The sequence below is a fragment of the Clostridioides sp. ES-S-0006-03 genome, from assembly GCF_020662275.1.
Taxonomy (GTDB): Bacteria; Bacillota; Clostridia; order Peptostreptococcales; family Peptostreptococcaceae; genus Clostridioides.
Window position 1 is genome coordinate 104,980 of record NZ_JADGMM010000010.1, and the last position, 14,113, is coordinate 119,092.

Here is a 14,113-nt window from a genome sequence, read left to right on the forward strand (position 1 = left end):
ATGTCAGAACGTACTAGATTAGAAAAAAATCCTAAAATAATTGAAGATTTTAAAAACAATCTTACTAAATCTTCTTCAAAACCATATTACGATTTAACTGAAGCTCTTTGGGATTGTGTAAAAGACGAATCATACTATTATGATGTAAAAGATGAAAATAAATTCTTAGATATGATAAAAAAATACTATAATTGTTATTACTATGAAATTGAAAGTGTAGACACATTACTTTCTGGCCCTTTAAAAAATGCTTTAGAATTAATGTTTACTTCTGAGCAAGTAGAAGAACTTTGTCAATTAATTAAAAGAAAAATGAATTATACATATTCAGGAGGATACTATCGTAAAGGGTATCGCTCAAATAAACTTAAAGATTATTTTAGAAGTATAATTAGGCTTATTTCACATTATGTGAGTTTGATATATTACGATTTTTCTGTATTAGATTATCTTACACTTCCAGATAAAGTTCTTCAATATGATTATATAATGAGTGATAAAATCGCATTAGAAATAGATAATGGAAATGATGATGTAATCAATGCTTTAGAAGAAGTAATTTTTGGAGAAAATCAAACTGCCCTACTTACTAGACAAATGATAATTGGTATTATGAAAAGTCATAGTGAAAAATGCTATGAAATGCTTTCTAAACTTCTTTTGGCTGCTAAGCAACAAGAAGGTCTTAGACAACAAATTGTAGAAAGCCTAGACGAAGGTACAATTCCTGCATCTGTCTATATGTTAAAAACTATCCTAGATAACAATTTAGAAAGATTTAGTTCTGTTATAAGAGCTTTAGATACATGGACAGGGCTTGGTTTTTCAGACCAAAAACCTGGAATAATTCGTAAGTGCTTAGAACTTTCATATAAATCATTGACTGATAAAGAGTTTTGTATAGAGTCAATTAACAGTAAGGATAACCTTGAAATTTATTTTAGTTTATGGGCAGCTGCAACTTACAATATCTATGATTCATACACTCTTATTGAAAAATTGCTTTCATATGATGAAAAGTACAAAAAACTTGTAGCTCTTTACTTCTTATCAAATACAGAAAGTACATATTTTAAACACTCTGTTGCATCTAAAAATATTAAAGGCGACGATTTAGAGATACTTGCATGGGTAGTTAGAAATTTCTATGTAGAAAGTTCTGTTGGTTACTACTATAATTGGCAAAACCAAAAAGTTGATTTTGACTTATCAAATTCTCCTATTAATAAAGACTTTGATGCTAGAAAGGAACAATTTGAAAATCTAAAACATACTTTAGAACTTTTAAATTCAAAAACTAAGGAATTTTCTGGCAGTGTATTTCCATGGTCTTGGGTCGAAATTTCTTCTTACAGTATCCTTAGATGCATGATGACATTAACAGCATATGATATGAATACTCAATTTATGGATGTTCTAATGGACAACTATCTTCTTATGAGTTCTGATTTAAGAGCTTCATTTATAGCTAATTTTATAAATGAGCCAAAAACAGATAAACAACGTAGTTTCTTATTAGAATGTTTGAGCGATAAGAGTGTTTCTAATAGAGAAATTGTATTAAGTCTACTTAAAGAACTTGACTTATCAGATGTAGAGTTAGACAGAATAAACAACTTACTTACTTTAAAAACAAGCTCTATCAGACAAACAGTAATAAAGATTTTACTTGAACAAGATGATTCAAAACTAGAAAATATTGCTTCTTCTCTAATAAAATCTTCAAATTCGCAAAAATGTCTTGGAGGACTTGAAATTGTAAACTTATTAAAAGACAATACTGATAGACAAGAACTATACAATAAACTTATTTCATTAGTGGAAAGTGTTGATAAGTCTAAAAAGAATACATCTCAAGTTCAGATATTAATTGATAATTTATTAGGTAAAGCAAAAAATGATTATTGTAAAGAAAATGGATTTGGGATATACAATCCTGAAAATAAGGTTCAAATTCCTGAACAATTTGATTTTAAATACGATTCCTCTACTCCATCAAAACTTAATAAGATTATTTCCAATTTAAGCTTATCTTCTAATGAGGATTCTGTTTCTATATCAACTAAAAAAGAAGCTAAGAAGATTCTCGATGTAGATATAAATAAAATATTAAAAGTATATGAAAAATTTGATGAACTTATTATTGAAAATGCAGATTATGAGTATGAGGTTGAGAGATGGTCAGGTAATATGGATAAAATACTTTTAGGTTACTCTACATATAATCTAACTCCTATTAAACATATAACTGGAAATAATAAGGATACTATTGATAATTATCCATTAGCTGAACTTTGGAGAGAAACTAGTAAGAAACTTAATTTAGATTATAAAATAATCCTTGATATTTTATTTTATAGCATACGCTCATGCTCTTATCATGAAATAGAAAAAAGTTGGTTTTCATCTATATACTCAAATGTCCTTGATGAAAAAAAACAAAAAAAATTATATACAAAATTAGATAAATTAAAATTTGATGTTCTTACAAGAAAAATACTTGCAGTATTACTAAATGAATTTGACCAGAAAGAAATGTTTGAATACTGTTTAGATACATACTACAAACTTAGAAACCTATTAACTACTGAACAATGTAAAAAGCAAAGAGTTGAGTTTACTAAAAACTACTATAGACAAAATGAATACTGCCCTGCTTTAGATGCACCAATTTTAAACTATTGGCTTGGAAAGGCACATTCATTTATTTATGATGATATTTCTTTTACTAAGTTCTTCTATACTACATTTGCAAATTATCAACTTTTAGAATATAAATTCCCATTTTATACTAATATAGATATATTTGCTCGTGCATATGAATTGGGATTAATGACTGAGGAACAAATCAATCGAGAAATTGTAACTGGATACAATGCAACAAATATAATACGAATTTTGACAAACCCTAGATGGGGTGGTGATACATTAGAAAAACATCCATGGCTTGAAAACAATATAAAAACAGTTACAAATAGAATTATAGAAATCGAATCACGTAGGGGTGATATGCCAACAGAAGTTTCTCATCTAGCTGATAATATACAACATTTTGAGGGTATGAATTATTTCGTAAATATCTTAGTTGCTCTTGGTAAAGAAACTTTCCAAAGAGGATATTCATATGGTAGTAATTATTCAAAAAAAGATGTTTTGAGTTCTCTACTTAAAAATTGTTATCCTACTAAAGAAGATAATTCTAAAGAATTAAAAAAATTACTTAAAACTACTGATATTACTGAATTAAGATTAATAGAAGCTGCTATGTATGCTCCTCAATGGGTAAATATAATTGAAAAATATTTAAACTGGAAAGGTTTAAAGAGTACAATTTGGTATTTCCATGCACATATAAATGAAGGCTTCTCTGCTCAAAAAGAATCAGAAGTTGCTCTATTCTCTCCTATATCACCACAGAGTTTCATGGATGGAGCATTTGATGTGGATTGGTTTTTAGATTCATATAAAACTATTGGAGAAGAAAGATTCAATCTCCTTTACAAATCAGCTAAATACATAACTAGTGGTGGAAACTCTCACAGACGTGCACAACTTTATGCTGATGCTACACTTGGAAAACTTGATAAAGATATGCTGATGAAAGAAATTGAAACAAATAGAAATCAAGATAAATTGAGAAGTTTCTCTTTACTTCCTATGAAAAAAGGAGACCTTAAAGAAGCAACTTTCCGTTATGAATTTATTCAAAAGTTTGCTAAAGAAAGTAAACAATTTGGTGCACAACGTCGTGAAAGTGAATCAAAGGCTTGTGCAATAGCAATGGAAAACTTAGCTAGAAGTGCTGGTTTTGAAGATATCAATCGTATGATGTGGGCTCTTGAAACGGAAAAACTAAATGAGGTTGCTCATATATTTAAACCAAAGAATATTGATGGAACTTCACTTTGGATAGATGTTGATGAAAAAGGAAAAACATCTATAAAAGTCCAAAAAGGTGATAAGACTTTAAAAAGTGTACCAAAAGCTCTTGCAAAACATCCATATGTACTTGAACTTAAATCAGTACAAAGAGATTTAAAAAGTCAGTATTCTCGTGCAAAACAAAGTTTAGAGCAAGCTATGAAAAATGAAACAGTATTTACAGTTAAGGAAATCTCCAATATTTATAAAAACCCAGTTATTTGTCCTTTGATTAAGAATCTAGTGTGGGTGTGCGATGATAATATTGGATATGTTTATAATGATAAGTCTAAGTTCTTTATTTGCAATATAGAGGGCGAGACTTCTAAATTAACAGCAAAAAATAAATTAAAACTTGCACATCCGGTTCATCTTTTTGAATCTGGTAAATGGAGTGAATTCCAACATGACTTATTTAATAAGCAAATTGTTCAGCCATTTAAGCAAGTATTTCGCGAGTATTATAGAATAAATAGTGATGAATTATCTGAAAAAACTATATCTCGTAGATATGCTGGACACCAAATCCAGCCAAAGAAAACTGTAGCACTTCTTAGAAATCAGCTTTGGACTGTTGATTATGAAGAAGGTTTACAAAAAGTGTTTTATAAAGAAAATATAGTAGCAAAAATGTTTGCACTTGCTGATTGGTTTTCGCCAGCAGACATTGAGCCACCTACTATTGAAACAGTAGAATTCTTTGATAGAAAAACTTATAAAAGCTTAGAATTGGCTTCAATACCTCCAATTTTATTTTCAGAAGTTATGCGTGATATAGACCTCGTTGTAAGTGTCGCTCATGCTGGTGGTGTTGACCCTGAAACAAGCCATTCTACTGTAGAGATGCGTATAGCAATTGCTAAAGAATTGCTATTATTGTTAAAGATTAAAAATGTCAATTTTGAAGGGTCTCATGCTCTTATAGCAGGCAATTTAGGTGAGTATTCTGTACATATGGGTTCTGGTATTGTACATAAAAAAGGAATGAGTGCTTTAAATATACTTCCTGTACATTCTCAAAGTAGAGGAAAGATATTCCTTCCTTTTGCTGATGAAGACCCTAAGACTGCTGAGATTATGTCTAAAATCTTATTACTTGCTGAAGATAATAAGATTAAAGACCCTAGTATTTTAAGCAACTTATAAATATAAGATTTATCTCTAAAACATATTGGGCTTTCTAATTTTCCATGAAAGTCCAATATGTTTTTATATTATATTTTATATGAATTAATTTATAACTATAGCAAATTTATATGATATCTTCATCGTACATATTGTATATCACTGAAAATTTTTTTCTTCATTAGAACCTTTTAACCCTATAAAATCTGTATAGAAAATCTTTTTCTAAAGATTTATTTAAAGTAGCACTTTCTTGAAAATTTATAAATTTTATCTCTAAAGAAGACTTATTTATAGGTATAACCTTATGTATAAGTCTTAAATTTACTATGTATTGTCTATGAGTCATAAAGAAATTAGGAGGTAGGCGTTTTTTTAAATCATCAAAGTTCTCATAAAATTTTATCGTATCTTCATCTCTAGTATATAAATTAATAGCTCTTGAATTTTTCTCAAACATGACTATATCATCAAAATTAATCATATGTATCTGTTTCCTTATTTTATATACAAAAAGAGTATCTTCTATAAAATTATTTTTTGCAATTTTATGAGAGTTAATGTGGTCTATTGCTATATTAATTGAATCAATTATTTTTTCTTTTTTAAACGGCTTAACTATAAAATCTATAGGATGTACTTTAAAGCTCTCAAGACTATAGTCAGCAAAACCTGTTACAAAAACTATATGTATATCTTTATCTATAGAAAGAATTTCTTTGGCAGAATCAATCCCATTTTTATATGGCATATCAATGTCAATAATCAATAAGTCTATTTTCTCACTTTTTATAAATTCAATTGCTTCTATACCATCCTTGACTTTCTTAACATAATCTACATATCCAGACTCTTTAACTATATTTGCTATATCATCTCTTACAATTTTATCATCATCACAAATCAAAACTTTTATCACAGACTTCTCTCCTCCTAACTAATAATATTTTGGTATTAAAATTACAAATTCAGTTAAAAAATCGTCACTATTTACAAGTATACTATAATCATACTTATCTAATATATTTTTAACTAGATATAACCCAAAACCTCTATCTTGTCCTTCTTTAGTGCTAAACCCATCCAAAAATATACTTTCAACATTATGTATTTTAGGACCATTATTTTTTATGGCTACAATATACTGAAATTCATCTTCATATGCATGCAATCTTATATACTTCTTTTCCTTTTTTATAGCAGACAAAGACTCTATTGCATTGTCTATTATATTTAATAGTACTGAACTCATGTCGTTAGGTTCAATCTCTAAATTATCCATAAAATCTTGAATATAGACATCAAAAGATATATTCTTTTCAAGGCATTCCTCATATTTTAATGAAGCTATAGCATCTAAATAAGATACTTTTCCATACCTTGAGTTTTTTGATTTAAAGTTATTTGATATATTCATTATATATCCTTTAGCATCTTCAGCTAAGCCAGTATTTAATAAAGAATATACTACTTGTAAATGTTTTAAATAGTCATGTTTTTGACTTCTTAATTTCACGATTATATTGTCCTTATGATTTATTTTACTATCTAGTTTTTGTAACTTGTACTCTTGTTTATTGTTATTGTCTAGCAATCTTATAAATTTAAATCCTATATAAAGACTTAAAATAATTAAACTTAAAAAAAGTATAATATTTAATACTCCTTCAAGTAAAAAATTATATCCTAAACTTAATTGTATATATTGAATACCCTCCATGAATAAAATCCATACAAAACATGATAAAAAAAATGTTAGTAGTCCTCTTTTTAATATGTCTAATTCTTTATAAAACCTGTACTTATTCATTATAAGGTTACTAAATATAAATAAGGTTAGTATTACTATAGGAAATATAAAGTTATTCTCCATAATTTCCCTCCCATCTACAATTTATATGAAAATTATATCATTTTAAAAAAATTATGTAAAAAGTCAAAATTTACATGTACATTAATTAAACTTGCAAAAACATACATAAATTTGTACAATTAAGTACTCAAAACTTGAAGATACTTACTTTGATATATATTTTAAATAAACATATAATTAAGTTAGCTAAGAAAGGAAGTGGTAAATATGAAAGATAATTTGAAAATAGCACTAAGATACATAAAAAGTTATAAAGCAAGGTCTTTAGCAATTGCTCTGAGTATAATTCTTGCTACATCACTCATTGTTGGTATTGGTACTCTCTCAAGAAGTGCTCAGCAAGCAGATGTAGATAGATTGAAAAGAGAACTTGGAACTGACCATGCATACTTTAAAGATATAAAGATAAATCAATTAGAATCCATAAAATCTAGTAAAGATATTAAAAATTTGGGTATAACATCTTACTATGCATCCACAGATGTTAATGAAAAATTACCTATAAACATAGAATATGCAAATAAAAATTACTTGACTAGCCATTCTAAACTTATAAAAGGTAGCTTTCCAAAAGCTAGCAATGAGGTGGTAGTAGAGAAATGGGTCTTAAATAGTATGGGTTTAAAACCAGAGATAAATCAAGACCTTACTTTTAAATTATATCAAAAAGAAAATCCAGAGACTTTTAAAGTCGTAGGAATACTTGAAGATAGATATATAGAAAAAAGCAAGGGAAAATGTGAAATTTTTTTGAATCTCAATCAATCAAAATTGGATAAGTTTACAGCTTATGTTGAATTTAATGAGGGCAGTGATATAAATACAAACATAGACAATATAGCAAAAAATGCTATGTTGGATGAGAATAGTATAGGAAAAAACTCAATGCTTATAGACTCTACTATGAAAAATGGTATTTTAGATGATTCAAGTAAATTCGTTGCAATTGCTATGAGTCTATTTGCTGGTATTGTAATATATAGTATCTATGTTATATCAATATACCAAAGAGTACAGGAATATGGTGTCTTAAGAGCAATTGGAGCCACTAATTTTAGGATTTTCAAACTTATGTTTTATGAACTTTTCATACTTGCTTTGATAGCAATGCCTATAGGTATATGTACAGGTATGGGGGGAGCACAAATATTTAATAGGTCTGCAGGAAATATTAAATTTGAAGGAAATATAAATGTTACACCTTTTGTTATTCCAGATAAAATAATCCTCTTATCAATTGCATGTACAATACTAACAATACTGATTATAAGTTTCTTTACATACTTAAAAATAAGAAGAATTTCCCCTATTGATGCTATCAGAAAAACTTTTGGAACTGATAAAAATGTAACCAAAGTTAATTCTTTAATATCCAAATTAACTTTAAATATATCAGTAACAAAATCTATATCTGCGAAAAACATCTTTAGAAATAAAAAGGGCTTCATTGTAATTATATTATCTATGAGCATAGGAGGTATAATCATCATAAAAGACAATTATAAATCTTCTTTTTTAGATGTCCAAAACAAAAGTAGTCAAGAGCAAACATATATGAATGCAGATTTTATTCTATCAAATGTTTTTCTAAATGAAACTGGCAACAGCACTTCTTTCAAGGATATAAAGGGTTTTAATGATAATCAGATAGACAAAATAAAAAATATAGATGGAATTGACAAAATCAAAACTGCTAGCATATTGAACACGAGAATAGAGGTAGATACAATAAATAGATTAGATTACTACGAAGCTATAAATTCAGCTCCTTATTATAAGAAATTTCCTCTATTCACAAAAAATAAGACTACCGGAAAATATACACTAAAACAAAAGTTAAGAGGTTATGATGATGAGATGATAAAATCATTAGAAAAATACTTGGTAAGTGGAAGTATAAATTTGAAAAAAATGAAAAAAGAAAACTTGTCTATAGTATATGTACCAGAAATTTCTAAAACACAGAAATATTCAAAGACTTTTACTCCTGGCACAGGCACACCAGCTGTAGATATAAAAGTAGGCGATACTATAAAGGTCAAATATCCAAAAGTTGGAATAGATACAGGACTTTATGAAAGTCAAAAAGATAATTATGAATATCTAGAATATGACTTTAAAGTTGGAGCTATTGTAAGTTATCCTTTTGCAGATAATGGTATGTACTCTGGAGATGAGGGTGTAGATGTAATAACGAGTAGCGAATATCTAAAAAAATTAACTGATGTAGATAAGTATAACTTAGTTTATCTAGACCTTAATAAAAATGCAAACAAGAAAAAAATAAATAAACTTTTGGGTAAAATTGGAAGTGAAGTTCCTGGAACTACAACGGTAGATATGATGGTAGAAAAAGAAAACTCTGATAAGATGACATCTAGGTCCATGATTTATAATTATGGTATAGTAGCAGTGATGTTCATAATTAGTGTATTTAATATAATAAATAACATAAGTTATAACTTAACCTCAAGAACTAACGAATTTGGAATGTTAAGAGCTATTGGTATCTCTGAGAAAGGATTTAAAAATATGATACTCTATGAGGGAATATTATATGGAGCACTCTCAAGTATAATTACCATTGTGGCTGGTCTTATAATACAATTTAAAATGTATTACCTGCAGGGATTTGTATCATATGGATTGGGATTTTCAATAGATTACAAAATATATACCCTAGTTGTTTTAGCAAACATAATTGTAGGTATCCTAGCTACATATATTCCATCAAGGAAGATAAATAAAATTAGTATAGTTGAAGCTATAAACATTACAGAATAGGAGGAGTAATTATGCCTATATTAGAGATTCTTAACTTAGGTAAGATTTATGGAAAAAAGGAAACAGCTGTACATGCACTAAAGGATGCAAATTTAAAAATAAATAAGGGTGAATTTGTTGCGATAATTGGTCCAAGTGGAAGTGGAAAAAGCACATTTCTACATTTAGTAGGCGGTCTTGAGAGACCAAGTAGTGGAACTATAAAAGTCGATGGTAAAGATATATGTTGCCTTTCAGATAAAAGATTAGCAAAATATAGAAGACAAAAAGTAGGATTTGTCTTTCAACAGTATAACCTAATTCCAGTATTAAATGTAAAAGAAAATATAGAATTACCACTAAAGTTAGACAATAAAAAAGTCGATGAAGAATATATCGAAGACATTATAAATTTATTGGGTCTTAGTGAGAGGAAAAATCATCTTCCAAATCAATTATCTGGTGGTCAACAACAAAGGGTTGCTATTGCACGCGCTTTATCTGCAAAACCAAGTATAATCCTAGCAGATGAACCAACAGGAAATTTGGATAGTAAAACTACGGAAGAAGTCATGGATTTACTAAAAAGTTCTATAAAAAAATATAACCAAACTCTTATAATAATAACACATAATGAAAATATTGCTAGAAAAGCAGATAGAATTATATCTATAATAGATGGAGAGCTTAGTTAAACTAATACTCTAAAACTACTTATAGAAAAGAGGATTTAAATGTTATTGGTTTTAGGTAATTTAAATTTAGACTTGGATTTTGACTATAGAATAATAAGAGAAGAAAACGATGATGTAGATGTATTTATAGATATTAATTATCGTAGCTTAGATATAGATACTGATGGTTCTAACTTATTTAATTCTAGAATCCAATTTCCATTTGTAAGAGCATTAATTCTAAGATTAAATAAGAACAAGCAATGTATGACAATTCATTTGTTAAGAGATATAGATTTATTTTCTGCCTTTGCTAACTTCGAGGTAGATTACAACGACTCTGTCATAAATATAAAAAATCAAAATGAGAAAGTTATTCTAAATAAATCTATCAAAAAGTAATAAGGGGGCCTTAATAGGCCCCAGTTTTTTTGTTTTCTATACCTATTATATCATGATAAATAGATTAGTCAATAGAATTTTCTGAATATTTTTATAATTTTTTCATAAAGTTTTTTATATATTATACTTTAAAATTATATGTAATAAAAAAATTTTGTGACTAATTTTAAAGTTAATTGATTAAATATACATATTCAAAATCAATATAAATTTTCTTATCTTTTATCATTTTTATTTAGGTTTTAAGTTAAAATCTATCATTAACAAATATTTATATATAGCTCTAATAAAACTCTATTTATATGCAAATCTAATAATTTATATACAAGTCTAATAGAATTAATATTCTAAAAGAAATATTATTTACCATAATAAACTTTTAAATATATCTCTTTTAATTCACTCATCAATGGATATCTAGGATTTGCACCTGTACATTGGTCATCAAATGCTTGTTCAACCATAGCATCCAATCCCTCTAAGAATTTAGCTTCATCTACTCCTGCCTCTTTTATAGTCTTAGGAAGACCCACTCTTGCCTTTAATTCATCTATTGCTTTTATAAGATTATCCACTTTTTCTTGGTCTGTATTTCCTTTAATTCCTGCGAAAGAAGCAAATTCAGCATATCTTTGTATACAATCAGGGTATCTGTATTGTGAAAATGCGCCCATCTTATTTGGAGCCTCTGCACAATTGAACTTAATTACTTCATTTATTAACAATGCATTTGCAACACCGTGTTGAACATGGTGGAATGCACCAAGTTTATGTGCCATAGAGTGGCAAATTCCTAAGAAAGCATTTGCAAAAGCCATACCAGCCATAGTAGATGCCATTGCCATTTTTTCTCTTGCTACTTTATCAGTCTTTCCATTTTTATATGCACGAGGTAAATATTCAAATATTATTTTGCCTGCTTGAAGTGCTAGTCCATCAGCTGGTTCAGTTCTTAACATAGATACATATGCCTCTAGTGCATGTGTTAATGCATCAACACCTGACGCTGCTGTTAATCTTGGTGGCATTTCCATCATCATATCTGCATCAATTATAGCCATATTTGGCATTAATTCATAATCTGCTAATGGATATTTTACACCTGAATCTTGGTCAGTTATAACTGCAAATGGAGTTACTTCTGAACCAGTTCCTGCTGAAGTAGGAATAGCTGCAAAGTATGCTTTTTCACCCATCTTAGGGAATGCATATACTCTTTTTCTTATATCCATAAATCTCATTGCTAAATCTTGGAAATCTACTTCTGGATGCTCATACATTACCCACATTATCTTACCAGCATCCATTGCACTACCTCCACCTACAGATATTATTAAGTCTGGTTGGAAATCGGACATAGCCTTAGCCCCTTCTCTTGCACAAGCTAGTGTTGGGTCTGGAGCAACATCAAAGAATGTAGTATGCTTAATTCCCATTTCATCCAATAAATCAGTTAGTTTTTTAGTATAACCATTATTGTAAAGGAAAGAGTCTGTTACTATAAAAGCTTTCTTCTTGTTCATGACATCTTTAAATTCTCTTGCTGCTACACCTAAACATCCTTTTTTGAAATAAACTTTTTGTGGGGCTCTAAACCAAAGCATATTCTCTCTCCTTTCAGCTACTGTCTTGATATTAAGTAAATGCTTAACTCCTACGTTTTCTGATACTGAGTTTCCACCCCAAGAACCGCAACCAAGAGTAAGAGATGGAGCTAATTTAAAGTTATATAAATCACCTATACCACCTTGTGATGATGGAGTATTAACTAATACTCTACAAGTCTTCATAGCATTTACAAACTTCTCTACTCTCTCTGGTTGATTGATAGAGTCTGCATACAATGATGAAGTATGACCATACCCACCATCAGCAACTAATTTTTCAGCCTTAGCAACTGCATCTTCAAAACTCTTAGACTTGTACATTGCAAGGACAGGAGAAAGTTTTTCATGTGCAAAAGGTTCCTCTACTTCAACAGATTCAACTTCGCCAATTATTATCCTAGCTGTTTTTGGCACTTCTACATCTGCCATTTTTGCTATTACATGAGCTGGTTGTCCAACTATTTTGGCATTTAAAGTTCCATCAATTATTACTACTTTGCCTACCTTTTCTGTTTCTTCTTTATTTAAGAAATGTGCTCCACGATATTTAAATTCTTTTTTAACTTCTTCATATATTTTTTCTGGTACTATTACTGCTTGCTCAGAAGCACATATCATACCATTATCAAATGATTTTGATACTAATATTGAACTTACAGCCATTTTTATATCTGCACTCTCATCTATTATTGCTGGTACATTTCCAGGTCCAACTCCAACAGCTGGTTTACCTGAAGAATATGCAGATTTAACCATTCCAGGTCCGCCAGTAGCTAATATAAGATCTGCTTCTGCCATAACAACATTAGTCAATTCAATTGAAGGCACATCTACCCAACCTATAAGACCTTTTGGTGCTCCTGCCTTAACTGCTGCATCATGTACAACTCTAGCCGCTTCTATAGTACAGTTTTTAGCTCTTGGATGAGGGGAGAAAATTATACCATTTCTAGTTTTTAGTGCTATTAGGGACTTGAATATTGCAGTTGATGTAGGGTTAGTTGTTGGTATAACTGCTGATAATACACCTACTGGTTCAGCAATCTTTGTAAATCCAAATGCCTCATCTTTTTCTATAACACCACAAGTTTTAGTGTCTTTATAAGCATTATAGATATACTCTGAAGCGAAATGGTTTTTTATAACTTTATCTTCAACAATACCCATACCAGTCTCTTCAACTGCCATTTTTGCTAGGGGAATTCTTTGTTGATTTGCTGCAGTTGAAGCAGCTAAGAAAATTTTATCTACTTGCTCTTGTGTAAATGTTGCAAATTCTTTTTGTGCTAATCTAATTTCCTCTAGCCTCATTCTTAATGTCTCAACACTATTGACAATCTCAGGGCTACATACTTCAACAGCTACTGTTTCTACAACCTTTTCTTTTTTCTCCATAACTAAAAACCTCCCTAAATAATTATGCATCTCCTATTTTTATAAATCTTAAATGCATCATCTATTATATTTTTAACCTATACTTAAAATAATTTTATAGATTTCATATCTATACTTTAGATTTTATTTATTTTATGCCCTTAGGTCAAGAAGTTTTTTTCTGAATATTTTGTCAATTTATTTTTTAACAAATATATTATTTTTTTTACTTTTATTAAATTTTTTTATTTAAATAAGATATATTTCATTTGAATAATTTACTTTGACTAAATAAACTACTAAAATGATAATTTATATCTTTCACTTTTTTTATTTATTAAATTTTATATGTTATTTTTACAAGTAAGACATAA

General features: G+C 28.8%; 7 protein-coding genes. 4 read left to right on the forward strand and 3 right to left on the reverse strand.

Annotation, left to right across the window (positions count from 1 at the left end; genetic code table 11):
* Positions 1-5,067 (forward strand): DUF4132 domain-containing protein, encoded by a 5,067-nt coding sequence (locus IR151_RS14185; RefSeq protein WP_227435493.1) that lies wholly within the window; start codon positions 1-3, stop codon positions 5,065-5,067.
* A gap of 160 nt (positions 5,068-5,227) precedes the next feature.
* Here IR151_RS14185 and IR151_RS14190 read toward each other — a convergent pair whose 3' ends face one another.
* Together IR151_RS14190 and IR151_RS14195 are read right to left on the reverse strand one after the other, a co-directional pair.
* Positions 5,228-5,965 carry a LytR/AlgR family response regulator transcription factor gene (locus IR151_RS14190; protein WP_169468229.1) on the reverse strand — a complete coding sequence of 246 codons (738 nt, stop codon included), beginning with the start codon at positions 5,963-5,965 and terminating at the stop codon, positions 5,228-5,230.
* Positions 5,966-5,983: 18 nt separating this feature from the next.
* Positions 5,984-6,919, reverse strand: coding sequence for a sensor histidine kinase (locus IR151_RS14195; protein ID WP_227435495.1), 936 nt, complete (start codon positions 6,917-6,919; stop codon positions 5,984-5,986).
* Positions 6,920-7,126: 207 nt separating this feature from the next.
* Between IR151_RS14195 and IR151_RS14200 the strand changes: the two genes are divergently transcribed.
* The 3 genes from IR151_RS14200 to IR151_RS14210 are packed head-to-tail and all read left to right on the forward strand — an operon-like array spanning position 7,127 to position 10,758.
* Positions 7,127-9,703, forward strand: a complete 2,577-nt coding sequence (locus tag IR151_RS14200) for an ABC transporter permease (protein ID WP_227435496.1) — start codon at positions 7,127-7,129, stop codon at positions 9,701-9,703.
* Positions 9,704-9,714: 11 nt separating this feature from the next.
* Positions 9,715-10,377 (forward strand): ABC transporter ATP-binding protein, encoded by a 663-nt coding sequence (locus tag IR151_RS14205; protein WP_227435499.1) that lies wholly within the window; start codon positions 9,715-9,717, stop codon positions 10,375-10,377.
* A 39-nt stretch (positions 10,378-10,416) separates the two neighbouring features.
* Positions 10,417-10,758 (forward strand): hypothetical protein, encoded by a 342-nt coding sequence (locus IR151_RS14210; RefSeq protein WP_227435502.1) that lies wholly within the window; start codon positions 10,417-10,419, stop codon positions 10,756-10,758.
* Positions 10,759-11,117: 359 nt separating this feature from the next.
* Here the strand turns inward: IR151_RS14210 and adhE are convergent, their stop codons facing one another.
* Positions 11,118-13,760: a bifunctional acetaldehyde-CoA/alcohol dehydrogenase gene (adhE, locus tag IR151_RS14215; RefSeq protein ID WP_227435504.1), complete on the reverse strand. Its 2,643-nt coding sequence runs from the start codon at positions 13,758-13,760 to the stop codon at positions 11,118-11,120.
* Positions 13,761-14,113: the final 353 nt, after the last annotated feature.

Bases quoted from the DNA above. Each gene is read 5' to 3' on its own strand.
- IR151_RS14185 (WP_227435493.1), top strand. From the start codon at position 1: ATGTCAGAACGTACTAGATTAGAAAAAAATCCTAAAATAATTGAAGAT.
- IR151_RS14195 (WP_227435495.1), bottom strand. From the start codon at position 6,919: ATGGAGAATAACTTTATATTTCCTATAGTAATACTAACCTTATTTATA.
- IR151_RS14200 (WP_227435496.1), top strand. From the start codon at position 7,127: ATGAAAGATAATTTGAAAATAGCACTAAGATACATAAAAAGTTATAAA.
- IR151_RS14205 (WP_227435499.1), top strand. From the start codon at position 9,715: ATGCCTATATTAGAGATTCTTAACTTAGGTAAGATTTATGGAAAAAAG.
- IR151_RS14210 (WP_227435502.1), top strand. From the start codon at position 10,417: ATGTTATTGGTTTTAGGTAATTTAAATTTAGACTTGGATTTTGACTAT.
- adhE (WP_227435504.1), bottom strand. From the start codon at position 13,760: ATGGAGAAAAAAGAAAAGGTTGTAGAAACAGTAGCTGTTGAAGTATGT.